Source organism: Sulfurimonas sp. (assembly GCF_016744025.1).
Classification (GTDB): Bacteria; Campylobacterota; Campylobacteria; order Campylobacterales; family Sulfurimonadaceae; genus Sulfurimonas.
Map to the genome: position 1 here is coordinate 1 of NZ_JADGFC010000032.1, position 24,127 is coordinate 24,127.

Annotated in this window: 33 protein-coding genes; 4 read left to right on the forward strand and 29 right to left on the reverse strand. The window is 30.7% G+C overall.

From position 1 onward, the window contains the following. The first annotated feature begins 593 nt into the window (after positions 1–593). The 4 genes from QZZ48_RS06495 to QZZ48_RS06510 all read left to right on the forward strand — a co-directional run bounded on the left by QZZ48_RS06495 (position 594) and on the right by QZZ48_RS06510 (position 1,717). On the forward strand, positions 594–776 hold the full coding sequence (locus tag QZZ48_RS06495) for a hypothetical protein (RefSeq protein ID WP_294963340.1): 183 nt from the start codon (positions 594–596) through the stop codon (positions 774–776). A gap of 152 nt (positions 777–928) precedes the next feature. Next, positions 929–1,204 (forward strand): hypothetical protein, encoded by a 276-nt coding sequence (locus QZZ48_RS06500; RefSeq protein WP_294963342.1) that lies wholly within the window; start codon positions 929–931, stop codon positions 1,202–1,204. Position 1,205: 1 nt separating this feature from the next. Continuing rightward, positions 1,206–1,493 carry an HU family DNA-binding protein gene (locus QZZ48_RS06505; RefSeq protein ID WP_294963345.1) on the forward strand — a complete coding sequence of 96 codons (288 nt, stop codon included), beginning with the start codon at positions 1,206–1,208 and terminating at the stop codon, positions 1,491–1,493. Further along, the gene (locus QZZ48_RS06510) at positions 1,493–1,717 is read left to right on the forward strand and encodes a hypothetical protein (RefSeq protein ID WP_294963347.1); all 225 of its coding nucleotides are present in this window, start codon (positions 1,493–1,495) and stop codon (positions 1,715–1,717) included. Before QZZ48_RS06505 ends, QZZ48_RS06510 begins: the two co-directional genes overlap by 1 nt. Before the next feature lie 136 nt (positions 1,718–1,853). Here QZZ48_RS06510 and QZZ48_RS06515 read toward each other — a convergent pair whose 3' ends face one another. The 29 genes from QZZ48_RS06515 to QZZ48_RS06655 all read right to left on the reverse strand — a co-directional run bounded on the left by QZZ48_RS06515 (position 1,854) and on the right by QZZ48_RS06655 (position 23,195). After that, positions 1,854–2,132 carry a hypothetical protein gene (locus QZZ48_RS06515; RefSeq protein WP_294963349.1) on the reverse strand — a complete coding sequence of 93 codons (279 nt, stop codon included), beginning with the start codon at positions 2,130–2,132 and terminating at the stop codon, positions 1,854–1,856. Next, entirely contained in the window at positions 2,113–3,213 is a 1,101-nt protein-coding gene (locus tag QZZ48_RS06520) for a DNA polymerase III subunit beta (RefSeq protein ID WP_294963352.1), read from the reverse strand. The genes QZZ48_RS06515 and QZZ48_RS06520 overlap by 20 nt, the downstream gene beginning before the upstream one ends. A gap of 182 nt (positions 3,214–3,395) precedes the next feature. Next, a complete protein-coding gene (locus QZZ48_RS06525; protein WP_294963354.1) occupies positions 3,396–4,733 on the reverse strand; it encodes a hypothetical protein in 1,338 nt (445 codons plus the stop codon). A gap of 9 nt (positions 4,734–4,742) precedes the next feature. Continuing rightward, the gene (locus QZZ48_RS06530) at positions 4,743–5,048 is read right to left on the reverse strand and encodes a hypothetical protein (RefSeq protein ID WP_294963356.1); all 306 of its coding nucleotides are present in this window, start codon (positions 5,046–5,048) and stop codon (positions 4,743–4,745) included. Positions 5,049–5,177: 129 nt separating this feature from the next. Continuing rightward, positions 5,178–5,444 (reverse strand): hypothetical protein, encoded by a 267-nt coding sequence (locus tag QZZ48_RS06535; RefSeq protein ID WP_294963359.1) that lies wholly within the window; start codon positions 5,442–5,444, stop codon positions 5,178–5,180. Between the two features lie 86 nt (positions 5,445–5,530). Continuing rightward, positions 5,531–6,547 carry a DUF6094 domain-containing protein gene (locus tag QZZ48_RS06540; RefSeq protein WP_294963362.1) on the reverse strand — a complete coding sequence of 339 codons (1,017 nt, stop codon included), beginning with the start codon at positions 6,545–6,547 and terminating at the stop codon, positions 5,531–5,533. A gap of 144 nt (positions 6,548–6,691) precedes the next feature. Further along, entirely contained in the window at positions 6,692–6,868 is a 177-nt protein-coding gene (locus tag QZZ48_RS06545; protein WP_294963365.1) for a hypothetical protein, read from the reverse strand. A 16-nt stretch (positions 6,869–6,884) separates the two neighbouring features. Beyond that, a complete protein-coding gene (locus QZZ48_RS06550) occupies positions 6,885–7,613 on the reverse strand; it encodes a hypothetical protein (protein ID WP_294963368.1) in 729 nt (242 codons plus the stop codon). Between the two features lie 11 nt (positions 7,614–7,624). Then, on the reverse strand, positions 7,625–7,861 hold the full coding sequence (locus QZZ48_RS06555; protein WP_294963371.1) for a hypothetical protein: 237 nt from the start codon (positions 7,859–7,861) through the stop codon (positions 7,625–7,627). Positions 7,862–8,113: 252 nt separating this feature from the next. Next, entirely contained in the window at positions 8,114–8,755 is a 642-nt protein-coding gene (locus tag QZZ48_RS06560) for a hypothetical protein (RefSeq protein ID WP_294963374.1), read from the reverse strand. 63 nt (positions 8,756–8,818) lie between these two features. After that, positions 8,819–10,435 carry a hypothetical protein gene (locus tag QZZ48_RS06565; protein WP_294963377.1) on the reverse strand — a complete coding sequence of 539 codons (1,617 nt, stop codon included), beginning with the start codon at positions 10,433–10,435 and terminating at the stop codon, positions 8,819–8,821. Positions 10,436–10,592: 157 nt separating this feature from the next. Beyond that, positions 10,593–11,369, reverse strand: a complete 777-nt coding sequence (locus QZZ48_RS06570) for a hypothetical protein (RefSeq protein WP_294963380.1) — start codon at positions 11,367–11,369, stop codon at positions 10,593–10,595. A gap of 86 nt (positions 11,370–11,455) precedes the next feature. Further along, entirely contained in the window at positions 11,456–11,752 is a 297-nt protein-coding gene (locus QZZ48_RS06575; RefSeq protein WP_294963383.1) for a hypothetical protein, read from the reverse strand. Positions 11,753–11,761: 9 nt separating this feature from the next. Next, the gene (locus QZZ48_RS06580; RefSeq protein ID WP_294963386.1) at positions 11,762–14,794 is read right to left on the reverse strand and encodes a helicase-related protein; all 3,033 of its coding nucleotides are present in this window, start codon (positions 14,792–14,794) and stop codon (positions 11,762–11,764) included. Between the two features lie 305 nt (positions 14,795–15,099). Then, complete coding sequence (locus QZZ48_RS06585) at positions 15,100–15,474, reverse strand: hypothetical protein (protein ID WP_294963387.1); 375 nt, start codon at positions 15,472–15,474, stop codon at positions 15,100–15,102. A 113-nt stretch (positions 15,475–15,587) separates the two neighbouring features. After that, a complete protein-coding gene (locus QZZ48_RS06590; protein WP_294963389.1) occupies positions 15,588–16,148 on the reverse strand; it encodes a hypothetical protein in 561 nt (186 codons plus the stop codon). 110 nt (positions 16,149–16,258) lie between these two features. Beyond that, positions 16,259–16,876, reverse strand: a complete 618-nt coding sequence (locus tag QZZ48_RS06595; RefSeq protein ID WP_294963391.1) for a hypothetical protein — start codon at positions 16,874–16,876, stop codon at positions 16,259–16,261. Between the two features lie 2 nt (positions 16,877–16,878). Then, positions 16,879–17,148 carry a hypothetical protein gene (locus tag QZZ48_RS06600; RefSeq protein WP_294963393.1) on the reverse strand — a complete coding sequence of 90 codons (270 nt, stop codon included), beginning with the start codon at positions 17,146–17,148 and terminating at the stop codon, positions 16,879–16,881. After that, the gene (locus tag QZZ48_RS06605; RefSeq protein ID WP_294963395.1) at positions 17,145–18,185 is read right to left on the reverse strand and encodes a toprim domain-containing protein; all 1,041 of its coding nucleotides are present in this window, start codon (positions 18,183–18,185) and stop codon (positions 17,145–17,147) included. The genes QZZ48_RS06600 and QZZ48_RS06605 overlap by 4 nt, the downstream gene beginning before the upstream one ends. After that, the gene (locus tag QZZ48_RS06610; protein WP_294963398.1) at positions 18,182–18,346 is read right to left on the reverse strand and encodes a hypothetical protein; all 165 of its coding nucleotides are present in this window, start codon (positions 18,344–18,346) and stop codon (positions 18,182–18,184) included. The genes QZZ48_RS06605 and QZZ48_RS06610 overlap by 4 nt, the downstream gene beginning before the upstream one ends. A gap of 118 nt (positions 18,347–18,464) precedes the next feature. Next, positions 18,465–18,707, reverse strand: a complete 243-nt coding sequence (locus tag QZZ48_RS06615) for a helix-turn-helix domain-containing protein (protein WP_294963400.1) — start codon at positions 18,705–18,707, stop codon at positions 18,465–18,467. After that, entirely contained in the window at positions 18,700–19,008 is a 309-nt protein-coding gene (locus tag QZZ48_RS06620; RefSeq protein WP_294963403.1) for a hypothetical protein, read from the reverse strand. The genes QZZ48_RS06615 and QZZ48_RS06620 overlap by 8 nt, the downstream gene beginning before the upstream one ends. Continuing rightward, on the reverse strand, positions 18,998–19,165 hold the full coding sequence (locus tag QZZ48_RS06625) for a hypothetical protein (protein ID WP_294963406.1): 168 nt from the start codon (positions 19,163–19,165) through the stop codon (positions 18,998–19,000). The genes QZZ48_RS06620 and QZZ48_RS06625 overlap by 11 nt, the downstream gene beginning before the upstream one ends. A gap of 207 nt (positions 19,166–19,372) precedes the next feature. Continuing rightward, positions 19,373–19,738 (reverse strand): hypothetical protein, encoded by a 366-nt coding sequence (locus QZZ48_RS06630; protein ID WP_294963409.1) that lies wholly within the window; start codon positions 19,736–19,738, stop codon positions 19,373–19,375. After that, positions 19,739–20,671, reverse strand: coding sequence for a hypothetical protein (locus QZZ48_RS06635; protein ID WP_294963412.1), 933 nt, complete (start codon positions 20,669–20,671; stop codon positions 19,739–19,741). Further along, positions 20,659–20,808 (reverse strand): hypothetical protein, encoded by a 150-nt coding sequence (locus QZZ48_RS06640; RefSeq protein ID WP_294963414.1) that lies wholly within the window; start codon positions 20,806–20,808, stop codon positions 20,659–20,661. Before QZZ48_RS06640 ends, QZZ48_RS06635 begins: the two co-directional genes overlap by 13 nt. 1 nt (position 20,809) lies before the next feature. Then, positions 20,810–20,944, reverse strand: coding sequence for a hypothetical protein (locus QZZ48_RS06645; protein ID WP_294963417.1), 135 nt, complete (start codon positions 20,942–20,944; stop codon positions 20,810–20,812). Between the two features lie 437 nt (positions 20,945–21,381). Beyond that, complete coding sequence (locus tag QZZ48_RS06650; RefSeq protein WP_294963419.1) at positions 21,382–22,497, reverse strand: recombinase RecT; 1,116 nt, start codon at positions 22,495–22,497, stop codon at positions 21,382–21,384. A gap of 389 nt (positions 22,498–22,886) precedes the next feature. Beyond that, positions 22,887–23,195: a hypothetical protein gene (locus tag QZZ48_RS06655; protein ID WP_294963422.1), complete on the reverse strand. Its 309-nt coding sequence runs from the start codon at positions 23,193–23,195 to the stop codon at positions 22,887–22,889. Positions 23,196–24,127: the final 932 nt, after the last annotated feature.

Consider the following 24,127-nt stretch of genomic DNA (forward strand, 5'->3'; position numbering starts at 1 on the left):
ATCTAGTACAAAAGTAAAGTATTTTGTTTACTTTGTACATCTTTTGAATTAACATACTTTTTATATTGAATAAAGTCAAGTTTAAATAATGAAAGTATTAATAATATATTTTCAATTTCACTAAAAATATTTAATTTTATGATTATTTTAATAATAAAGCTAATACATTACAAAAAATATAAAAAAGCCTTGAAATTATTAATTTATTGAGAATTTGGCAATATATCGAGTACTTAATCAATAAAACAGATTTTTTTACAAATTAAACATAATTAAGCCAATAAATAACTATATAGTATAATATATAAACCACTAACAATGCCCTATTTCTAATGTCAGAAAAGCATTATATCATAAATGGTACATAATGTGCATTATGTACCATAGTTAAAACGTATATTTTACATAACTTGCACTATCATAAAGAAATAAGTCTATTACTTAATATATTATTATGTATCATTATAAGTATAATATTCAATAAAGATGGGATAAATTTGAATTTAACATACAAATAGCTTAATTTGAATTTTTTCATGAAAAATATTAAAAATATGATACAATTATCAAAATATTAATAAATAAGGATAATCATGGCAGAAGAGAATAGTAAAGAGAAAATAACGAATAGAATACCATTATTGCCAGATAGTATAAAATATCTTAAAAAAATGGTAATTGATTTAGATATGGACAATGATAGTAAAATAACTCCAATTATGTTGGGTTCATGCATTGATGAACTAATAAAAGAGAAAAAGAAAATAGTTAGTTAAAAAGCAAAGTAGGGCATTTATGTATATGCAAGAGTAAAGGGGGATGTAATTTTATCCGTAACATATACAATATATTTTTTGACTCTATTGTTGGCATGACATTAAAAATTTTTAATGTTAGAAAATACTCAATTATAATTTAAAGGATAATAATGGATTTAAAAGAAGTGTTTATAAAGAATATAATATTGATTGTTCTTTTACTAATAGTTGCTTGGATTATTAAGACATGGAGTCTCAATAAAAAAGTTAAGAGAGAAGAAAATATAAGAAATAAACTTATAAAGAGTTTTAATAAAGAACAGGATATCCATTATGATGGTTGCGTTATAAACAAAGACAATAGTTGGGTATTTCAAGATGAAGTTTTCAAAAATAAAGACAAATACTACGATATAAAAGACATGATAAAAGAGCAAGGAAAATAAAATGAATAAAAAACAATTTGTTGAATTAATACAAAACAAGGCTAATTACAAAACTAAAACAGAAGCTGAAAGAGCTATTAAAGCATTTACAGAAGCAGTTACAGCATCTTTGGAAAAAAGAGAAAACGTGACTCTTGTTGGTTTTGGTGGGTTTTATTCAAGAACTCTATATGGTAGAACAGGAAAAGTACCAGGTACAGATAAGACATACACTACTAAAGACAAAATCATTCCAAAATTTAAAGCAGGTGAGCCACTTAAAAAATTGATAGAAAAAGGTTGTAAATAATGTTGATGATCCATGAACATAATATTGCGATAGATGTAGATACAGAAAATAGAACGATACTTGCCTTTACTTTAGAAGAGGGTGAAGTTCTTAAAGAAACAGAAGGTATTTTGAATGAGGTTGCCTCTTCAATTAATGAGAAAATCGCTAAGCATTTTAACATTAATACTATTGAATATGGTATTGAATCTTGTTCAGAAAATTATTCTATGACAACAAAGTAGTAAATTTAACTTGGTGATTTATATTTCATAAAAAAAGCAAGTGGTAAATTGAGTGAAGTTAAAAATGATAAATGGAAAACCTCTAAAGAGGAAAAACAAATGTTTTTTCGTGAAGCGAAGCTCATAAGAGCAACGCTTAAAAAATCTTCTTATACACAAAATGAACATTTACCGATTGAGGTACTTGTTCTATTATATATTTAGTCTCTTCATACGAATTGTCATAATCATAACCATTGTATACCTTAACAGGCTTTGTAAATGTTATTGATAAACTATTCGTAAATAATTTCCAAGTATTATCATAAGTTCTATAACCATAATTGGTTTTTCTAAACTCTTTTTTAATGCCTTTTTTATCGAGGAAAAATCTAAACAGCTTATTAAATTCTATATCAGGCAGCTTGTTTTTCATCTTCCATTTCCTCTACATCTTCTTGCATTACAACAGGCATTACAATTTCTCTATAGTTATTGTTTGCTTTGAAGATTACAGGTAAATTTGTTCCATTGAATCCTATTTGAAGTTCATCCTCTTGAAAAGAAGAAAGAAATTCTAATACATTTTTTGCATTAATTGTGAAAACAAGATTTGTATTTTCATCTGTAAATAAATCAACAATATTTGTTTCTCCATTAATGTCTTTTAATTGGATCTCTCCATTTTTTATTTTAATAATAACATTATCATCAAACAGTTTGGCTTCTTGAAGCATTGAAGATAAGGAGTATCTATTAATTGTAACTGCTTGTTTAACAGATTTAGGAACAATACTTTCCCAATTAGGGTATTTACCATTTATAAGTTTTGTTTGATAACTAATATTCTCTGTATGTACGGCTAATGTAGTATCATCTATCTCAGCAGAAATAGTAAAACCTTTAAATAGCTTTACAATCGTATTAATACCATCTTTTGGAACAATAACTTCTTTGTCTGGTAAATTTGTATTTGTAGTAATACAAGATAGTCTTCGAGTATCTGTGCCAACAACATTAAAAATACCATCTTTTATTTGCAAGAGAATACCATTTAGTTCATGTTTAGGATTTTTATTTCCTACTGCATGAATTACTTGCTCGAAGTTAGCAATATTTTCACTAATATCAAAATTACTACCACTTCCATTTGAAATTGTCACATCTTGAGTCTCAGCAAGAATATCAATTTTAACAGTAGAACGTCCACTCTTAACTTCTATTCTGCTATCTAATATGTGCAATGTAAGTTCCTCTGTCTTTGCTGCTTTTAAAACAGTTAAGAGTTTCTTTCCATCTATAGAAAAAGCAGTAAAATTATCAACAGTCAGGTCCGAAGAAATAAATGTTATATCTTTAAGGATAATTGACTGTATCATATCTGTAGATTTTACTTCGATTTTTCCATTAACGCCAACCATTACAATCTTTCCGTTAAATTCACCTTCAATAGGCATAAATGTATTTGCGATTGAAACTGCGTTTAATAGGTTATCTCTAGGCACTGTAATTTTCATAATATATTCCTTGTTTCCAATCAAAACAATTACTACTCTGCTTGTATTAAAGTGATCCTACATAAATGTCGGTATCAGTATCTTGTACTTTTACTTTTACTTTGGAAGTTTTCGTAAATGTTTTAAAAGGGAGTTTTATTTTTGTGGATAGGGCGGTTAAGCTCTATTTGTGTTTGTAGTTATTAAGCTGCATCTATAAAATCAAACATTGTTGTTTGTCTTATAGTTTCAACTTTCATTAATTCGTAGACTTTTTCAAGTGCTTCATCAAAGTTCAATTTATATACATATACTGAACTATCTCTGCAACTACTTTTTTCTAAGCCTTCTATGTTTCTGTTTAAAGCAATTCTATGCTCAATGTTTTGCTCAATAGTGAGAACATCACCTTTGCGACCTTTATATAGGGAATATGAACCACTAAATCCATCAATGGAAAAATTAGAACCACCACCATTACCTAAAGTCGCATTTGCATTCATTCTTGCTTTGAACACTTTAAAATTTTTTGCATTTTTAATTTCACTTAGAAAATCAAATGACTCAGGCAATACTCTTTGGAATAAACCATTAAGGTTCTCTTTAAGTATATCTTCATCACTAATCACTTCTTTGTAAGTAACATTAAAATACTCTCTAAGCCATAGCATAAAGTCAGGATTGTTAAGGTCGTAAACAGGCATCTCTCTTTTATACCAAGAATCACCATGAATCTTTCGACCATCAAACCAAAACCGATAATCGGTTCTTCCTTCTCTTTCTATGTTGCAATGATTAGTGTATGAATCGTCTGTATAAACATAAAAATATTTCTTGTAAGGGACTAGATAAAGTCTTACTTGTCCTAAAACCCTACTTAGTAATTCTATGTCACTCAACGCTCCATCTCTTGTAATATAATTGTATTCATCATCCCACCAATAATCATCAAACCTTCCATGACCTTCTTCGCTATTAGTGCCTCTTACGATAGCATCTTTAACGAGTTCAATCATTTCTTCATTTGACTTTGGTAAGAGCGGTATAAAATCATTATCATTATAGGACCACCAAGCACTATTATCATTAAATAACTCAAAAAAGCTATATTGCTTCATTAAGTTGCTTTTTCTAACTCTGTTACATTCTCTGAAATACTTACCCCAACTATTATCTTCTCCGCCTTGTGGTGAAATTGGTTCTTTTTCTAAGAATTCTTCATTCTCCTCTTCGAATAAGCTAAGTTGCTTGCCTTCATCAGATTTTTCAAAGTTCTTTAGAATGTCAATCCAATCAAGAACATTATTACATGCTCCTTGAAGTTTGTCATTTGAAGTTTTAGCACATGAGTTTGTATCAGAGTATGCTATTTTTAATTGCAACCAAACTATCCAATCGTAATTGTCTTTTTTTGCTTTGTCTTTAAGAGTTAAAAGATGATACTTATCATACTTCTCAACTTCTACAAAATCAAAATGTTTTTTTAATAAGTCAAGCTCCTTGAATGAAGAACTTACTTTTTCTTTTATTGTACAACTCATGTCACATCCTTAAAATGGTAACCATTGAGTTAAACTGTCATGTTCAACGCAATAATCCATTTCTGTTTCATTTTCAATTTCTTCAAAACTCAGCACTAAACCTTGTTCGGCATTTCCATAGTCACGATATATTTCCATTTCTGGAAATAGCTGTTTAGCTTCATCATTACTAATTCTATATGCCAAAGGTAAATGTTTGAGACAATCACGATTAAGTATATCATTAATTTTTTTACTGATGATTCTAGGTCGTTCTATTGAAAAATAATACATTTCAGTCATTGCGTTTTGTTGTGCTTTTGTTAAATTATCCATAATAAGTACTCCTGTACTAAAAAATAGGCATAGGAGTACTCATAAGAGTTCCTAGCCATACGATTAAATCGTGCGGGTTAAAAACTCTTATTGAGTTAAATTATTCAATATGTTTTCCTTGCACTACTATTATGTAGCTTTTTTTCTATTTCCAACCCATCCAGATATTAAATGAATAGTATTATGCTTGTCAACAGAATAAATAATTGTCGCTCTACCAATATCCATTTCCATGTCTGTATCTCTCTCAATTTTTTTGAGATTTTCACTAACATGTAAATATATAGGAATAATAGCACTTACATCAAACGGTTGTTTAAGCCCTTTCACTAAGAAATGCTCACGAGCATTAACTTTTAGATTTGGAGCTTTTATTATTTTTTTTATATAGCTCATTTTGATTCCTTTATATATAAAATTTCCGTTGAACAATTAATGTCACCTACTGAGCTTCCTTTTATAAAATCTCTCATTATTTTTCCTTACTCGTATTTAACAAATTGTCCGTGACTTAAATTAAGTCCGTAAACAACTGTTTTATATGCATCTATTCTTTTTACAGAACTAACTTCACCTTCTTCATTCATCTGAGCAACATCTTTTTTAAACTTAGTAGAAGAACCTTTAAGAATCACAGCATCGCCATTGGCTAAGTTGATCTTCTTGTTTAATACTCCACTAGCTATTAATAAAGCTGATTGTCCTTCGTTTGGATGGGCGATAGCTTTAGTGCTTAGACCATAGCTTCTTAATTCATCAAAAAATAGTTTTTTAAGTCTTGAACCAGATAGATGTTTTTCAATCTTCCATCGAGGGACATGAATCTCTTTAAGCATTTGAGGTTCAACTCCGGTTCTAATCTTGATTTTTTCAAGCTCGATATCATCATTTATATTTAAAGCATTATCAAACAAGCTATAAAACTTATCTAAACTTGCTCTAAAACTTGGAAGCTGCTGGTGCAGTACCATAAAGAATTGACCGAATCTTTTATAATCATCATTTTCTGGATCGTAGAAAGAAAACATAGGTCTATAACCTTGTACTCTTAATGCTGTTGCCATTTTCTCATTCGCAGATGATGGATTAATCACAAGGATTAAAACACCGCCAATTGCTGTAGTTAAACCCCATCTTTCAATAAAGTCTATTTCTAAACGAGAACCACTAGCACTAACATCATAAGGAGGATTTAAAAAATTAAGTCCTACCCAATGATTGCTTTTGCGAACACCACTTAAGGCATCAGCGTTTAGTACAGTATTAATGTTTCTAGCAGTAGCAATCTTTGCTCTATCTTCATCAAGTTCAACTGCATAAGTATTACAACCATATTCAGCACCTAACATTTCAATAGCTTCACCTTTGCCCGCACAACAATCTAAAGCATAAACAGTCTTATCTTCTGGAAAGATAACACTTGCATCCATTACTTTTTTTATTGTTAATAGAGAGGTTTGGTAAAAGCCCATTTTTGTTTCACTTGCTAATCTTGCCATCTTATGCTCCTATTGGATTGTTGTAATCCAAATTGTTCACAGGTCGGCTATCACTAGCAACTTTAATTATCATTTCGTAAGTCATAATTGACTCCTTTATTTAAGAAGGAAATGATTAAAATCAAATCCTATTGTTTTGTTATGCTAATAAACTATAAACTCTTCTTCTTCATCAAAGAAAACATCATAAGAAACCTTTGAAACAGCAAACAAAACACATTCACATGTTTCATAAACTTTCCAATTTCCACAGTCTCCTAAGTAGTTCCAATGCGAAGTTTTAAGCTTTTTCGTTACTGCTATATCTTGATTTTCAGTCATTTTATAAACCTTTCTATTAAGCTACAAAATCAAAAAGATTTAATTGCGTATCATTACTTACCGTTTTAGTCTCAACCTTAGAAGCGTTTGCTTCTTTAATCAATTCTTCTTCGATTTGTGCATGAGAAACATTTAATCTGTTTTGTTCATTCGCTATATTTTCTTTTTGAGCTATTAGTTCAGCAACTCTTCCATCTTTTGAGAATTCGTCATAAGCTTTAATAGCTTTTTTGATTTCGTCTCTCCAAATTTCCATGTACTCACTAAAGGCATTTTTAATTGCATCGTCTAAGTCTGAATAATCGCTATAAGCTCCGTAATTCATATTGCCACCTAATGTGTCATAGAATTCTCCAAGACCGTTTCTAGTGCCGTTAATCTCTTCATAGATTGCATAGAATTGCTCTCCATGTGATAACGTAGACTTCTGATTCAAATTTCCACCGCATTCGTGCATAGGATTTGAATAGTCATTTACATTAAAGTGATAACTAGCTGCAGTTTCAAAATACTCTCCATAGAACCCATGAATGTCATAGTGAGCAATGAAGCCACAATGTAAATGGAAATGTTCATATAGATTTTTTTTGAAAAGCGTTCGCTTGAAATGATTGTTTAGAAGTTTTACGAAGTTTATGTATATTTTCTTTTTTTCTAAATCTGTCATAAATTTGACCGATTCAAAACTTAGACTTTGTGGTTTTATTTTGAAGTTTTTAGGCTTCAAGAAATCTCTACTATTCATAAAATCAGCCTTTAAAATTGAACTAAATCAAAACCAGAACTAAGATCAAACTCGAAAGTCTTAACTATTTTCTGCGTAGTTGATAATTTGTCCAACTTGTTGTCTTCAAAAAAAACAAAACATTCTTCAATTTTTTCTCTAATGGCTAATTCTATTCTTTGATTTTCTCTTTCACAGTCCAACTCTTTGTCGTGTCTGCTTCCAAGAATATCTATGTATATCTCTTTTGTTTTTGTTTCAAAATTCATAATAAGTCTCCTAAGACTAGGTTTAATTAGACATAGGAGTACTCAAAAAGAGTTCCTAGCCATACGATTAAATCGTGCGGGTTAAAAACTCTTTTTGAGTTTAATTACTATTTTATTTTATAGGTACATTGTATTAAGTGTCTTTTTTCAAAACCTTTGGTCCAATGTATCCACATGTATGGCATTGTGTCATGACGTAGAACTTTTCTAAAGTTCCGCAGTTATCACAGCAGCAAGTTTCTTCTTTCATTATTATTCTCCAATAGCTGTAAAGATTGCATCACGAGCAGAACCAGAACAAACACCACCTTCGCCTTCTAAAGTGTCTCCACTTGCAAAGTCTTCTAGGTCGTATTCATTGTATTCATAATCGCCATCACTACGGAGTAACACTTGATAAAGCTTTTGGTTATGTTCAAAGAACACTTCCTCTTTCTCTTCAAGTATCTTAATTTTCTCTTTTAGATAAAAACCTATAGGCTCTTTAATCTTCCAACAATAAACAGTATCGTCTATCAGTTCTGAACCAGATTTCTTAGAACGCTTTAATTCATAATGAATATCCATAAGTATTTTCTCTTTTGTTTTTAAGCTAGGTCTGTTCATGAAAGTAATTTCAATTTCATTTTCAAACATTACGTGCATTTCTATATATGCTCCATTTAACCAGGCTATCTTAGTTACTCTCTTCATGAACTCTTCTGTGTCCTCATTTAAATCGGGAACAAAACCACTTCCTTCGTTATACCACCATTTTTCAAAACTCTCAAAAACAGCGTAGATTTCAAGAAGTTGAATTTCCCAATCATAATCAACATCATTAACAGTAACAGTACCGCAATCATATACTTCACTAAGTTTATAGTTAATAGCATCAGTGAGTATATTTTGCAAAAAACTGTCTGGCTCTCCATTCGGACAAGCAATTACTATATTGTGTTGCTGTAAATTTGTACATTACGCTACCTCTTTTATTTCATTTGTATCTAGTATTGTTCCACTAGATGTTATGTGCATATCATCAAAGTGCAAATCTTGTTCAAATCCACCTATCATGTCTACATTGCCAATTTTTCCAACTTTAATTCCAAGCTCTAAGTAATAAGGTACGTCTATGTAACCCCATTCACTCATTTGCGGATCAGATTCATTTTCAATATAACCATAACATTGTGTATGCATATTATTAAACTCATTACCTTCGTCACCAATATCTGCTTCTGTAATGTATAAAGTCATATTTGGACTAAAAAGTTTTAATCCTATGGGCTTTATCTCTACGCCATTAAGCGCATAAGTCTTAGGCATACTCTTAAGTGTGCTAAAGATTTTTTGAACTTGTGAAGGTTTCAAATAAGGGGATTTTGGTAATGGGGCATCTTCTTTTAAAGGTTTTGCATTTGCATCAATTAAATTGTGCTCTTTGCATACCTCTAATATTATTTCTTGTAAGTCATAACACTCTTCTTCCAAAACAGATAAATCAACTTTAATTGCCTCGATGTTTAACGAAGTAAGTTCTTCTAGTTTTTCATTATTTTGGAGCTTTGCGTAAATTTCTTCTGTAAGTTCTTTAGGATATGGAAGTGGTTGAGACTTCTCTAACCAAGCGGAAAAAGAAGTTAATAACTCATTTTTATCTCTACCAATCAGAACACTGAAATCAGTGTCGCTAATGCTAGGAGAGTGATAAAGGATAGCATGTGCTAAACCATCATCAAGACTTGTCATTTTTCTTTTATTGCCCGCTTTGTTGATACTGAAAAGACCAAAAGATGCATCGACTGTTATATCATTCATTATCACTCTACCTTGCATTAAAACAGAAGTCACAGATTTAACCATGTTTTCAGTTCCAACAGTCTCAAGGTAGATTAATGTACCGTTATCAACGATGTATGCTTCAATATCTGAAACAGCACCGCCATATCTAATCTTAGGAACATATTTTCTATGTCCTTTTATTTTATCAACTAATTCATCTATATAACCATTCACTTGATCTTTAAAATGTTTCAGTCTATATTTTTCACAGTAGCCGATAAATTCAACTTCTCTCCATATACCATCAACAAGAACAGTGTCCTTGTCTTTTACGATAGCAATGTTAAAAATTTCATCTTCCGGTTCACTAAAAAGTTTAAGGTATTTACCATACAACTCTCTAGCTCTATCACTTTTTGATGTTTTACCAGAAAGCAATTTACCGTTATTGGTGATTCTTTTCATTTGTTCTAAAGAGAAATAATGTTCTTTTTCACTAAATGCACAAGAGTTTGCAAAGTATTTCATTTCAAACCTCTCATTGAGTTGTTCAAAAATCATAGTCCACATTTCTAATAAATCAGATTCAGCATAACCCGCTTCTTCAAACTTAGCACTTACGGAACCATAAGAAGTTTTAATGTCCCCTGTAGCATATTTGTTAAAGCTATCGTCTTTAGAGCAAGTTATAAATATCCCTTGTTCATCTAATTCGTCTATCAACTTCATATTGAGTTGATTTATTTCCAATAGATAGTTTTGTACGTCCTCTGGATTAGAGTTAGTTGTGTAATATAAATAAGCACCCACGGTATCTCCTTATGTGTACTAAAAATAAGTGGTAATTAAGCCACTAGATATGTTTAAGCCACAAAAAAGAGAATACTATAGTAGCGTTAGCCACATAGAAATAGTCTCTATTCGTGGCTAATGCCTGTTTATTTAGTAATTGTTAATTTATGCGATATTACTTAACTTCACACTCCCAAAGAGCATAACCGCTATCACGAACACCAACAAGATAAATCTTGTCTCTATATGTCGCAACATTGGTTTTTAGCTCACACATTCTCTTGTCTATCCTTTCGGTATCAAAAGATTGAGGAAGCATGATAAGCGTCTTGCTGTCATAAGGGCAATGTTTACATTCTACTCCTTCATTAAAAGTCAAAAGACTCTCAAATAACGGGGTAATGCACTCATTGTTTATATGTTTTGAAATGTCACCATTAGACCATGTTCTCACATAGCTTATAGGTATGGCATTATATGTAACTGTATGTTCTTCGATTTTAATAGGAATAAGATGCATTACTGATACTTCCAAGCACAAGCCTACTTTCATAAACTTTTCCTCAGCCATTCGATAAAGCGCATCTCTTCCTAGTCTAGCAATTTCAAATGCAGTTAAATTTAATTCACACATTATGCGTTCATCATCTTCTACATCTTCAATGCTACAATCTAGTACATTTGATTCTTTAATAGTATCTTGAAGCTTTAATAAATCCTCTAGTTGAGAACGCATTAAGTTTCTTATACCTCTAACATTTTCATCTTCATATTGTTCACATACCGTGTATCCCCATTCTGTACCAAAAGCACTATGATTAACACTTGGAAGCCAATCAATATCAGCGTTTAAAAAGAAATCAAACGCATGAGTATTGTCTAGCGTATGAGACGCACTGAAAAATTCTCCAACTATGTGAGTTTTGATAATGTTTAAAATATTTGTTTGCATGTTATTTCCTAAAAAATAAGCATAGAAGTTCCCATAAGGGCCTCTATACTAAATGTATATTGCCCTTATAGGGAACTGTTAAATATCTATGTGATTTTTATAATAAAATCTATAATTTCATCTAGCTCCATTAAGCCTAATTTTCCACAAAGATAATGATATTTATCTTCTGTAATATTAGTCTTTTTTCTAAGACTAGTAGCTATATCGCAATAGTAATCACCTAAAGGGTGTTCGCCTTCAAAATCACTAAAAATATATAAACAGTCAATAGCAAGAGCCCCGCTTATTATGGCTAATGTCTCTTGTTGTTTTGGTGTCATATTCCCAATTCTATTTATTTGCGTACTACTAAATGCTAATCTATTGATTTTTTCTTGCATGTTTTTTCCTTAAAAAGCAAAAGCTAATTGAACACCACCACTTACCATGTCTGCATCAGGTATTACATCAAAAAGATTATTAGAAGCTTTTACTTCAATTTTTTTCTGTTTTTTACTTTTACCAACATAGTAGAAAAGGGATTGTGTATCTTCGCTTTCATCTTTCGTTTCTGATTTTTTTACGACTCTTTTTAAACTTTTTTCCGTTACAGAACTAGCTTGAAAATGAGTAGTTAATACTTTAGTAAGACCAGCAACATTGCTATTGCTCTCTTCCATTATATATTTCAAAACATTAACGCTAAAGCCCATAGCTTTGCACTCTGTTTGAAATGGTACATCGCCATCGTTATAAACTTTGTCTACTTTAATGTAAGCGATTTGGTTATCGTCATATCTATCATAAATAACAGCCAAGCCAAACAGTTCCCCATTCTTATAGCTATCATTCATTTCAAAAAGCTGATATGCACCAACTGTTGATGTAACTACACTCTCTTTTCCATTTTTTCCAATAGAAGTACTCTCAATCCCACCGTATAAATCTCCGCTGTTATGATGTTCCAAAAGCTTTTCAGCAAATGTATTAATCATATTTTTAAGAGATATAGGTAAAGTGATTTCAGATTCCTCAGAGAAGCTAAATTTAGGAGCAGTGTAATTATTTAAAAATACTTTTCGACCAGATGGTAAGTCAACATAGAGTTGAGCATTTCCCGGAGAAGTTTTGAATATTGAAGACTCATCATATATTGATACGATATCGCCCTCTTTAAACCCATAGTTGCTATCATTAGTTAAAATTTCAGCATCTACAACCTCTTCTTTAAATTCCACCCCTGGAGTAACATTAAAAATATTCGCAAGATTAGTTCCACCGTGACCATCATGAATAGATATTCCATCTTCTTCATTTTTAGTTGCAGCTTCAATAAGTTCTTCTTGCATGGTTCTTTGTTCACTTAACTCGTTAAGTAAAGATTCATAGTACAACTCAAAGCTGTTCCAATCTCTATCTCCACCGAAGTTCGTAATGCTAGTCATTTTGATATCTCTAGATGCCGTATCTCCACCTATAATAGACCTAGCTAATGCTAACTGAATGTTATCATCATCATCGCCCATACTAGATAGATCACCTTCATCACTAAATTTACCCTCTAAGCTATTAGCCGCACCAATTTTAGCTCCAATAAGCTCTAAAGCTTTATGTTGCGGAGTGTCAGCGTAAGCCATAAAGATAACTTTGATATCTTCTGTTTGTCCGATTCTCCAACTTCTACGACTTGCTTGTTTCAATGTAAACACATTGTAAGTAGTCTCATAGAAGATAATAGTCACGAAGTTTAAAAGTGTTAGACCAGTTTTTACAAGTTCAGGATTACAGATAAGAACATCACTTGGGTGATTCTTTATCCATTCTTTGCGTTTAGCAGCTGGAACAGTTGATGGTAAAAACAGTACTTTTTTATTTGGAAAAGCATTACTAAGAATTTCTAGTAGGTCAGTAGCGACTTTTTGGTTTGAGAAAGTTATATAAACTAAACAATCTCTACCTTGCTCTAACTCATTACCGACATTCTCAATTAAACGCTTCTCTTTGTTGGTAAGACCAAAATCCTCACGAGTAGTTGTAGGCTCGTAAAAGCAAACATCTTGTGCAGACCTTGGAGTAAAAGGCATATCTGGAATAGCTATAGCATCTGTTGCTAAGTTACCAAGTAACCTTTTGTCAGTTCTAATCTTTTTTGTAACTTCTTGTAAGTAACTAATATAAGGAGCTTTAAGTTCCTCTTCCATTTCAACTAAATCTACAATCTCTTCATAAGGAGGAAGTTGTAGGTTGTTAGGCATCTTAATTTCTTCAAGTTTCAAAAATATCGTCATACCCATCAAAATAGATAGCATGTGCGGAGAAACTTTTGGCTTCTCTTTTAATGATATTCTTGCTCCCATACGAGTTACAATTCCTTCATGTGATACTTCTTTTACATCTACAATTTCTTCGTGAGCACCATAAGCACTTACAAAGTTTTTAACTTGATTGTAATCAAACCCTAACTCATTTTTCATAAGTCTTGGATTCAATCTATACAGCAGATAGAATAAACTTGAAGCATATCCATTCATAAGCGTACCAGTTAAACCGATAGTCTTACGAGCATTTGCAACTAATCTTCCTATAGCATTACCTTGACCTGTATCACCGCCTTTGTATTCATGCATTTCATCTAAAATAACGTTGTAGCTACCTTTAGTAAAATTTTTGAATATATAATCAGCAACAGCTTCACGAGTCCGTAGGTTTTTACTTTTACTTCTGTCAGATTGACGAAGAGCACAGCCACATTCACACTTTCTAGGAATTTTATCAAGGTCTATATGATTTTCTGTTCCTTCTTTAAGCGTTAAATCACATTCAGGACATTTAGCCACTTTAATAAGCTGCTGTAACATTACTGTCTGACCATCAAGTTCTTTTTCTGTAGTTATATATCTTCTTTTGATATTTATTGCGATCTCTTTGGGGTAAGAGAGTTTTAAATTCTCTCTAGTGATAATGAAATAGTATTTAACTCCATCAGCCCATAAGTTGCGCTTTGCGTAAGGTGCTATGTCTTCATATCTTTTAACTCTAATTACTTTATAAGCTTTAGGGTTACGATAGTTTATTGCTAGTTCCTCTGTCCAAGTATCAACAAGGTGAGGTGGGCAAACAATCATATATACAGGACATAGTTTTTTAGATAAAGATATTTTTACAGCCATGTCAGTTTTACCTGTTCCTATTTCTGCACTAATTATCAATGATTTGTTTTTTTTGTGTTCCAGAAATTCTGTTGCTTCTGCAACTACCTCTGCTTGCTTAAGTAGGCTAGAACGTTTGGCTTGCTCTATTGTATTAATTAGTATATTTCTATACTTATTAGGTTCTTCAAGACCAGTAAAACTAGGCATAATGACTTGTTTTAGTTCTTGACGAAAGATTTCTTTATTATTAGAGATTAAATCCTCTAATTTGTGTGTGATAAGTTTTGACATTATTAAGCCTCAAGTTAGCTATGCGGTGTAACCGCGTAAATAAAAGTGAACCTGCTAGTCATGAAGTATACTATACGCCATATGGCATAAATATAGATTCATGCCATAGGCAACAGTAGTAAAAATTTGACAATAAAAATCCCTCTGAACTTAATCAGTATTAAAAAGCAACAATGTTGTTTTAGTTTAGGGGATTACTGTTTGTTATTGGAAGTGGTGTTTAGATTTGTCTTCTGATAGGATATAGTTTCCTAATAATCCTAAACCGATGATTGAACCTAATATTATGAAACCTATAAAAGTACTCATTGTGAATTCCTCTGTTCAATTGCTTCATAGAATTTATTTTTAAACTCTCTGAAAATCTCTTTCATTATTATACCACATAAAAATACGATAATTAAAATCCAGACATTTTCTTTGGTCGTTATAAAAATAGCAATAACTGAGAAACTTGAAACATTAGGACCCATATCTGCAAAAAAGAACAAAAAAGATGCAACCCTATTCCGATACTTTCTATCGTGAGTACACCTTTGTAAAATTTTTTCTTTAGTAATAAATATTTTTCTTATCATGATTAATGATAATGCTTTGAACATATAAAAAATTGGAAACATTTCTATTATTATAAAAACAATACCAATAATTTCTTTTATATTAATTTCAATAAAGATCATAAGTTCCTCCTAGCGAAACTAATAATTAGGCATAGGAGTCCTTTACGGAGTCCTAGCTTTAACATAACTTTAATAGCTATGTGCTATGAACTCCGAAGAGTGCTTATTTGTTTTTACATGTAGTCTACACCGTATGTTCCATACATAGATGTTGTAGATTTTATAACACTTTTATTTGATGAAGGATTGCTTAGAACAAGTAATTTATTGTGGCCAATCCATTTCACTTTACTGGAATAACACGTATAAATATCATATTTTACTAGCTCTATCGCTGTTTCAAAATCGGATTCAGATTCCACATAATGTGGAAGAGTTTTTATTTCAAAATCAGTACCAACATTCTTCAATGCTTTTTTAATTATTAGATTGACAGAAGGAAACTCAAACTCACCATAACTATCGAAGTTAATGTCATAGTTAACCTCAAAATCATCATGGATATCTTGTGTATGAAGTGTTTTTGAAGCTTTTGGAAAAGCTTTCATTAGTTTTAAAGAGATATCTTTTGCACAACTAAGACTCTTAAGTAAATACACATAGTCCAATATATTTTTCGTAATACTTGTTCTTGCATAATACCAATAATCTTCGCTTGTAATTTCAAAAATCTTCATTAAAAAGTTGTGATTCTGAATTGTTGTAGGCTCTAAAATTATTTTATTTGTTTTCATAATAAGTACTCCTGTACTAAAAAATAGGCATAGGAGTACTCATAAGAGTTCCTAGCCATACGATTAAATCGTGCGGGTTAAAACTCTTATATGAGCTTAATTACTATTGTTTATATTAATTTTAACGTTTTTGCTGTATCCATAAATTCGTTAAAAGCTTTTTCTTCACTCCATGCATCTAAATCAACTATTGATTTAAATGAAAATATTTGTTTATCTGTAAACTCTTTATGAGTAAGTGATAGCCAATATTCTTTTCGTGGCATATGCGCTAAAGCTTCATAAATCATGATTTGCTTATCAAGAAAATGAACATCTTGTGCCATCGGATACTCTAAACCATAACAACTAAATGTTTTTTTTATTAGAGTTTCTTCAATACTTTTAAATAATGGGAAAGCTGCTTTAAGTGGAGATGCTAGATCACCCATAAAGGCTTCCGAAATTTCGTGCAAGAGAGCTTGTTTAGCATATTCCATATTTCCAAAGTGCATAAACACTCTAGCCATATTAACACTATGTTGCGCAACACTCAAATTTGTTTGACCAAAGAATCTTTTAATTCTTGACAGAGCAATTGCAACAACTTCTAGGTCAACGCTTTTACAATCTGGATGAAAAGGTTTTATAAAATTACCCTTTGAATCCATTAACTCTGCATTGTTTAAATTATTTCTAACTAACCACAACAAAGATATTGATAGAATTTTTATTAATAATTTTTTCATTTTTAGAACTCACTAAAAGATATTAAATAGTTCTCTTTATAGTTTATTCTAACGTAATGACTATTTTTTGCACCATTTAGAAAAGTTTTTTGAAATTTCCAAAATTTACCGCCCTCTATAGTTTCAATTCCTTCATATTTTCCTAATTTATCTGCTGTTACTTCAAACCCATTTGAAGTGATTCCTATCCAATTTTTTGGAAATTCTTTGGGAATATCACTTCCAAGAATAGAAGTTACAACAAGCATTAGTATAAGTATAAGTTTTTTCATTTTAAATCTCCATTGTTATTTTTCCATGCAAAATAATCAGCAAGGTCAAATTTTTTATGTAACTCAAAACCATCTTCTTTAGCTTTTTTTTCCCAACGAAGAATCGTTACAGATTTAGCAATCGGTTTGAGTTGAGCTAATAAGTTCTTATTAAACTTATAACCAGCATCATCGTAGTCTCCCGCTATTATGATATTTAAACCTTTGAATAAGTCTAAATACTTTTCATGCAGACATTTAGAAGCTCCAGCACCACCAATACAAATAGCACGAAGGCCATTAGTATTAGAGACTAAGGCATCTTTTTCTCCTTCACAAATAACTATAGGAACACCTGGAGTTTTTCTAAACTCAAGCATATCTGTTATAGCAAAAGGAGGTCTACTTCTATTTTTAGTGTAAAGTACTTTGCGATGCTTATACGTTCTATCATCTTTTACAAAGTCTTCACCATTCTTCTTATATTTCCAAAAAGTTCTAATTTTTCCATCCGTATCACGAATTGGCATAATTAGTCTTCCCGATTTATTGTTATATGAAATATCATATCTAGCTGCTATCTCTAAAACCTTATTCCAGTTAGCACTAAGCATTTTTTTGCCTTTATACTCGCCAAGAAAAAGTTGTTTTAGTTCCGCTAAATAAGCTTGTCTATAATTTCTCGCATCTATTCGATGTGGAATCATAAAATCATCAGGTAGTGGGTTGTTATTAATTTTATTGCTTGAAGTATCAAACTTTGTAAAATCAATATTCGTTTCTTTACCTACTAACTCTTTTGCATTATTTATTGCCCCATATGCATCATTTCCATATCCATGATATACTCTTAAAATTTTGATTAAGTCTCCATGAAAACCATCTCCATAGTCATGTACTACTCCATTAGGATATATTTTAGCTGATGGAGTGTCTTCATTTCTTAAATTTATAAACCATTGCCTATCAACCTTGTATCCCAACGTCACTAAAGCAGAAGCTGTTTCTTCTCTTGTAAATGATAAAAAATCCTTTACATTTGTTTTATTTGAACTCATGTCAAAACCTTTTTTATTGAATCATTTTCAATAATGAATTTATACAAACCACATTCGATTATTTCTATCTCAATATTTGGTGTTTCGACAACCAAAGGAGAGACAACGAAGTTTCTTATACCGCTTGAAATTTTATAGCGCTTTTGTACTATTCTAATCATCTTAACCTCCTTTGGCTAGTTTTCTTGTGCTTCAATAAAAGCCCAATTTGCTTCATCAATATATTCAGCATTTAGACATTCTCGTAGTTCTTCTAGTAAATCAGCTTGTAATTCTAAATCAAGCATGACAAATCCTTTTTGTATCAATTGTTAATATGTAGTTCAAATCTAATTTCTTTTTAGAAGCAAAATTACATATTTGCTTAAATGGAATTGATTTTCTTTTTTTAATAGTTCCAAAGGTCGCATGTTTTATTTTTAATGCCTCGGCAACGTCCTTATCCATTATTCTTCTATCACCGCAATCAAGAGAAATAATATCTTTGATTACTTCAATAATATCGTCAAAATTTCTAAGCATGACTTCCACCTACTATCATCATCAATAAGAAAAGTGCGCCTAGAACAAGAACAGCTAAAACATACATAAGAAACTCAAAATAGAGTTCACTCTTTAGCATACTATATGCGCTCATTGTTGTATTTAATCTATAATACTGCATTAAACTCATTACGAACATGTAACATCCACTTGCAATTAAACTAGTGTGTGTATCAATAATCATAACTACAATGAAAACAAGAAGAGGAGCTAATATAACGTGAAGAAGAGCTAATAAAATAGCTTTTTCTTTTTGGTTTATTGTAAATTCAACCAACATTACGCACCTCCATTATTGATTTCTCTTGTGCTGCAAATATTTTACTTACTTCATCAGAAGCAATACGTGAAACAAATCTTGTTTCTCTGTCTTCTATTTTTTCATATGTTCTTCCGCAATCTCTATAAACAGATGCGACTAATTCATTAATACTCATAATAAACTCCTTAAATCTCACACATTCAAATCAAATTCAAACACCATTCATTACTCCCTTTCATGCAATAAGCAAGGCATATCCTAAAGATGTGCTAGTAATAAAATTATGTGATTGTTTTGTTAGGTGTATATGTAGGAAAAGAATTGGTGATTAGTAAGCGAATGCTTACTTTTAATTAATATTTATCGAGGTTTAACGATAAATTTATACATAACATTTTTTGATAGCTTCATCTATTTCTACTAGTTTGTGACCAGCTTCAATATTTTTATTAAAACATAAGATATATTTTTTACCATTTGTTATTTTTCTATCAATTGAATTATGAAAATTCCAAAGATACTCTTTAGCAAAATCAACTGCTTTAAAGTCTTTAGATTTATCTGTTTTAAAATAGAAAGTACCTTTTTTTGAAAGTACTTTTTTTATTAAACCTAGTTCTTCTAAACCTTTTATAACTGCTTCGCCATATCTGCCACATTGAGAGAATAAATCTTCTTTGCGATACACATAGTACAAAACAGAGGAAACCGTCGCTGATGAACTTTTAGCACTTATATATCTTCTCATTTAAACGACCTTCAAGTAGCTATAACCACTATCGTTACACTCAAATTTAGAATACACATCAGGCATCATTTGTTTCATAAGATCAATATCTACAGTTTTTTTACCTTTTCTACTTATAAGTGAAACGGTATGATTATCTGCTTTAACTATTCTTGTTTCAGTTGCTTCCATATAATCTTTGAGTTGAGTTTTTAAAGCTTTAATCTCTTTTTCCACTTTATTCAAAGAAGCTATTTTTTTTGCAACTTCTATTACATCTTCTGGTAACTGATCCGTTACACCACATGTAATTGCTGGGCAGTCACCTTTAAATGAGCATTTAGCGCAATATAATTGAGCCTCTGCTTCTGGTTCTTGTTTATTAACAAGGGCCTCGGCAAGTATATTGGCTCTATTCATTGCAATATCATATAACGCTTGGTTTGGTTCAACTTTGAAAGTTTTATACCAACCAGTGTTTACATCAATTGCAACGATATATCCTCTAACTGCTTTGCCTTTGTTTTTATTTTTAAGCAATCCCATTTGCAACTGCTCTTGTAATATCCAACTATAGTAAGGCTCATCAACTGGAATAGATGTAGACTTAGCTTCTATGACAACACTAACCGGACCAAAATCAACTTCAAAATCGAGATGTGCCCTAATAGGAAAACCATTTTTTGCTTTGCCTACTGCTTCTACTTGTTGTTTAGCTGGTGTACCTTTTAACATCTTCGCAATAATAGTCTCAGCTACATGTCCTCTTTCAAAAACAATTAACTGTTGTATATCATGCTTTTCATGTTTTAGTTTGGATAAATAAGCTTTTCTTAGACAACCACCTATATCAGAAGCACCTATGTATTTACTACGATCTCCTAATGAGGTTGCAGTATCTTGTTTTAGTACCTTTGGTAAATTCTCATCAATATAATTTTTTAGTTTACACATAATAAGTCCTTTCTTGTAAAAAAAAGTTTTTCATGTTTAACTATTGCTTTAATTCCTAATGGAAAAGGCGTAGTAGAGATAGCTATATCTTTGTCAACACTTATCCAATTAGATGTTTTTTTAATAAAAAAATTCATATTACTTCTCCATCATTTCTATAGCTTTGCTAATTTCTTGATTTTGAATATTTTGAACTTTAATTGTTTGAAATACTGCACCTTTTCCAGCGTAAATTACTGAACAAATTGCGATTATAATAAATAAAGTTTTCATAAAAAACTCCTTATATTACAGTCAAACTAAATCAAAACAACACCATTCATTACTCCCTTTCATGCAATAAGCAAGGCATATCCTAAAGATGTGCTAGTAATAAAATTATGTGATTGTTTTGTTAGGTGTAAGAAATGTAATAAGTTAATAATTTAACTATAAGGAGAGAAAAAAGAGTACTTCCCTAATAGGGAGTAAAATTCTCTCCCTATAGGAAAATAAATTGAGATAGTCAATCTCTTAAAAATTCTTACAAGTGACTAGTTCTTGTAATGTTGAATCTGCTTCACTTGCAGATATTATTTAACTCTTTGTATTAAATTTATTACACTCCCATTTTTTAGGACATAAAAAATCTAAATAATGATTATTGTTTAAGAACATAAAAATAAAGAAAATTCCAGCTATTAACAGGTATAAATCTTTCATTTTTTCTCCTAAAAAATTTTTTTAGCTTCTATATAATTTTGAAGTTGTTCAGTTAACTTGTCTTTATCTGATAGAACAGCAATTAGTCCGTTTATATTTGAACTTGTTAGTTCCAATTCAGTTTTAACAAAATCTCCGGCTTCTTCTTTTGTAAGTCCATTATTGATCAAGTAAAGTGTTAATTCTTTAGCTGGTGATGGCTTGTTTACATTATTTTTCGAATGAGGTTCTTCAATTGTCATATACCACTTATTATTGCCGTATATAAATCCTAAATCTGATAAAGCTTTGTCTTTGCCGAAAGTAGTGCCATTAACGATTGCATTTCCTTCTTTTTTTATAACTGACAAACCAAGCTGTTTAATAGAATTATTAATAGCATCCGTAAACTTTATCGTGCTACTAATATCCGTATCCGTAATCTCTTCATCATTTAGTTTTTCAACTTTCTCAAATTCTTCTAGAGCTCTATCACGCGGAACTAAAAATTGCTTATAAGCTTTACGAACAGCTTTATGTGTCCAGGTGCTTAAAGACCATTTTTCATCTTTATTTGTTTTTGTAGCTGCTCTTACATAACTTACATCAACGAAGTAAGTTTGCTCTCCTAAATTTCCAATTAAATCTTTAAGTACTACATCATATCCTATAAAATGGATTTTTATCCACTCAGGATCGGCAGTATTAAGTTTTGATTGTTGTATTCTAGTAAGATTACGAGCAGCTTCTGCTTCTGTTTCACTAAACTTGTAAACAGGATCTACAGTAAGCATAAAACCACTATTATAAGCTAATTGTTGCATACCATTCATAGGGATAATTGCTTGTGGTAACATTACCTTTGTGCCATTAACCTTAGTATCAAATGGGATTATATAAACCTCATTTGCAGATGGTGCAATACTTAACCCTATCTTTGTGATATTCACAGCAAACCGAATTATTTCCTTTGGTTCAACAACACTAAGTAAATAGTCTTGACTAGCAAATTCTAAAAAATTCTTTTTGAAGTCTTCTTGTTGTTCCTTTGCTAATGTTTGTACAATTACATTATTAACTGACAATGCATTTGACAACTCATCTCGTTTATCTTCTATAATTTGCAAATTTATTCTTTTTGACATTTCATATTCCTATTAAACCAAAACACTCAGATCAAAAAACAAGCACTAAAATATCATCCCTTTTAGGAAATATACTAAATATATACTGATAATAAATTATTGTGTGATTGAATTGTGTTAGATGAGAATATTGATTGAAGTATTTAGAACTAGTCTAAAACTAATAAGGAAAGAAATCAGAATACTAGCCCAAGGCTAATATATTCTGAAACTTTTTCGTTCCAATATTAGCTTTAGCTAGTGATTTTTGTATAGGCAGATAGCCCTACTTTAAAATTGTATTACTTGGAGCTATGCTTATTATGCTTTTTTTGCATAGAACCATAAAGTAAAGCAAATGCAAATACTAGTAGTAATGCTGCTTTTAACTCTTCCATAATATCTCCTTTTTATTTATTATCTTCATTATATCTATTTTTGTAGTTGTAGTCAATCATAGCCTTAAATGAAACTATTGCCACTACAAAATATGCAATGATAAAGCCCCCTTTACTGACTATAATAGCTACAATACTACTTGCAAAAACTCCCATTGATAGACTTGACATAAATGCATAGTCGTAATATGAGAATTTAAGTTTAATAAATAATCTAAATATACTAAATTTATATTTAATAAATATATTAACAGCTAATTCTTTCATTAAAATTGCTATTAAGAGTACTTCTGCAATAAGCAGTAATGTTAATATAATCATTTTAAATCTCCCACTAAATAACAGTACTCCAGTAAGGAGTATCTGCTTTTGTGTAATATTGCTATTACAGCAGAACTCCCTACAGCTGTTAAGTTGCGGAGTCTTAATTTTCACTAAGATAATATGATATACCTATTTTAAAATAGTATTTCCTTATTATCATCTAATGTGGAAACACTATCTGGTTCTTCTTGTATTTGACTCTTATATGAATTTGCATTCTTATTTTCAATTCCAATTTCCCCAGTTAAGTATCCTACTTTGACTAAACCTTTGTCTCCAATGGCTTTTATTTCTTTTAACTTATGAGTAGTTATAAAAAGTCCATATTCACTATTAGTGATTTTTTTATTTTTTAAACTATTGAACGAAGTTAGTAGACGTAATGTTGCTTTTGTAATTCCTTTGATCTCTGTTTTATCAGCATCAAAAACTGGAAATGTTTGTCCAATTTTTATTGTTTTAAAAAAAAACTAACTGTATGTGCATGTAACAACACCTGATATTGGATTGTAAATAATATCACCTAGATTCCTTTTTAAACCATATGTTCTATTTATTGCCATAATAGACTCCTAGTTAGTTCAAATTCAAAAATCAATTCAAAATATTGAGAATTGTTAGGTGTGAAGATGCACTTTGTTTGTTACGGAAATTAATTCCCATAAAAAGACAAGAATCTACATAGTACTCCCTATTAGGAAGAAAAGTAAGACTACTTATCTCCTTATGGGAGTTAACTTATGAAATCTATTCCATGTAATATTCATTAGATGAATATTTGTTGGATAACCAAAATTTGGGTGAAGTAAATCACTAAAATTTTGCAAAGATTAATTTTAAGTCATATGACTGTTCTCGAAGAGTTGTGAAGTAAATCACTGCTAATTATTCAATTAGTTACGCTTTGAGCTTTTTTTAATAACAGATGA

Coding starts and splice junctions, on each gene's coding strand:
- QZZ48_RS06495 (WP_294963340.1), top strand. CDS start 594: ATGGCAGAAGAGAATAGTAAAGAGAAAATAACGAATAGAATACCATTA.
- QZZ48_RS06500 (WP_294963342.1), top strand. CDS start 929: ATGGATTTAAAAGAAGTGTTTATAAAGAATATAATATTGATTGTTCTT.
- QZZ48_RS06505 (WP_294963345.1), top strand. CDS start 1,206: ATGAATAAAAAACAATTTGTTGAATTAATACAAAACAAGGCTAATTAC.
- QZZ48_RS06510 (WP_294963347.1), top strand. CDS start 1,493: ATGTTGATGATCCATGAACATAATATTGCGATAGATGTAGATACAGAA.
- QZZ48_RS06515 (WP_294963349.1), bottom strand. CDS start 2,132: ATGAAAAACAAGCTGCCTGATATAGAATTTAATAAGCTGTTTAGATTT.
- QZZ48_RS06520 (WP_294963352.1), bottom strand. CDS start 3,213: ATGAAAATTACAGTGCCTAGAGATAACCTATTAAACGCAGTTTCAATC.
- QZZ48_RS06525 (WP_294963354.1), bottom strand. CDS start 4,733: ATGAGTTGTACAATAAAAGAAAAAGTAAGTTCTTCATTCAAGGAGCTT.
- QZZ48_RS06530 (WP_294963356.1), bottom strand. CDS start 5,048: ATGGATAATTTAACAAAAGCACAACAAAACGCAATGACTGAAATGTAT.
- QZZ48_RS06535 (WP_294963359.1), bottom strand. CDS start 5,444: ATGAGCTATATAAAAAAAATAATAAAAGCTCCAAATCTAAAAGTTAAT.
- QZZ48_RS06540 (WP_294963362.1), bottom strand. CDS start 6,547: ATGGCAAGATTAGCAAGTGAAACAAAAATGGGCTTTTACCAAACCTCT.
- QZZ48_RS06545 (WP_294963365.1), bottom strand. CDS start 6,868: ATGACTGAAAATCAAGATATAGCAGTAACGAAAAAGCTTAAAACTTCG.
- QZZ48_RS06550 (WP_294963368.1), bottom strand. CDS start 7,613: ATGAATAGTAGAGATTTCTTGAAGCCTAAAAACTTCAAAATAAAACCA.
- QZZ48_RS06555 (WP_294963371.1), bottom strand. CDS start 7,861: ATGAATTTTGAAACAAAAACAAAAGAGATATACATAGATATTCTTGGA.
- QZZ48_RS06570 (WP_294963380.1), bottom strand. CDS start 11,369: ATGCAAACAAATATTTTAAACATTATCAAAACTCACATAGTTGGAGAA.
- QZZ48_RS06575 (WP_294963383.1), bottom strand. CDS start 11,752: ATGCAAGAAAAAATCAATAGATTAGCATTTAGTAGTACGCAAATAAAT.
- QZZ48_RS06580 (WP_294963386.1), bottom strand. CDS start 14,794: ATGTCAAAACTTATCACACACAAATTAGAGGATTTAATCTCTAATAAT.
- QZZ48_RS06585 (WP_294963387.1), bottom strand. CDS start 15,474: ATGATCTTTATTGAAATTAATATAAAAGAAATTATTGGTATTGTTTTT.
- QZZ48_RS06590 (WP_294963389.1), bottom strand. CDS start 16,148: ATGAAAACAAATAAAATAATTTTAGAGCCTACAACAATTCAGAATCAC.
- QZZ48_RS06595 (WP_294963391.1), bottom strand. CDS start 16,876: ATGAAAAAATTATTAATAAAAATTCTATCAATATCTTTGTTGTGGTTA.
- QZZ48_RS06600 (WP_294963393.1), bottom strand. CDS start 17,148: ATGAAAAAACTTATACTTATACTAATGCTTGTTGTAACTTCTATTCTT.
- QZZ48_RS06605 (WP_294963395.1), bottom strand. CDS start 18,185: ATGAGTTCAAATAAAACAAATGTAAAGGATTTTTTATCATTTACAAGA.
- QZZ48_RS06610 (WP_294963398.1), bottom strand. CDS start 18,346: ATGATTAGAATAGTACAAAAGCGCTATAAAATTTCAAGCGGTATAAGA.
- QZZ48_RS06615 (WP_294963400.1), bottom strand. CDS start 18,707: ATGCTTAGAAATTTTGACGATATTATTGAAGTAATCAAAGATATTATT.
- QZZ48_RS06620 (WP_294963403.1), bottom strand. CDS start 19,008: ATGTTGGTTGAATTTACAATAAACCAAAAAGAAAAAGCTATTTTATTA.
- QZZ48_RS06625 (WP_294963406.1), bottom strand. CDS start 19,165: ATGAGTATTAATGAATTAGTCGCATCTGTTTATAGAGATTGCGGAAGA.
- QZZ48_RS06630 (WP_294963409.1), bottom strand. CDS start 19,738: ATGAGAAGATATATAAGTGCTAAAAGTTCATCAGCGACGGTTTCCTCT.
- QZZ48_RS06635 (WP_294963412.1), bottom strand. CDS start 20,671: ATGTGTAAACTAAAAAATTATATTGATGAGAATTTACCAAAGGTACTA.
- QZZ48_RS06640 (WP_294963414.1), bottom strand. CDS start 20,808: ATGAATTTTTTTATTAAAAAAACATCTAATTGGATAAGTGTTGACAAA.
- QZZ48_RS06645 (WP_294963417.1), bottom strand. CDS start 20,944: ATGAAAACTTTATTTATTATAATCGCAATTTGTTCAGTAATTTACGCT.
- QZZ48_RS06650 (WP_294963419.1), bottom strand. CDS start 22,497: ATGTCAAAAAGAATAAATTTGCAAATTATAGAAGATAAACGAGATGAG.
- QZZ48_RS06655 (WP_294963422.1), bottom strand. CDS start 23,195: ATGATTATATTAACATTACTGCTTATTGCAGAAGTACTCTTAATAGCA.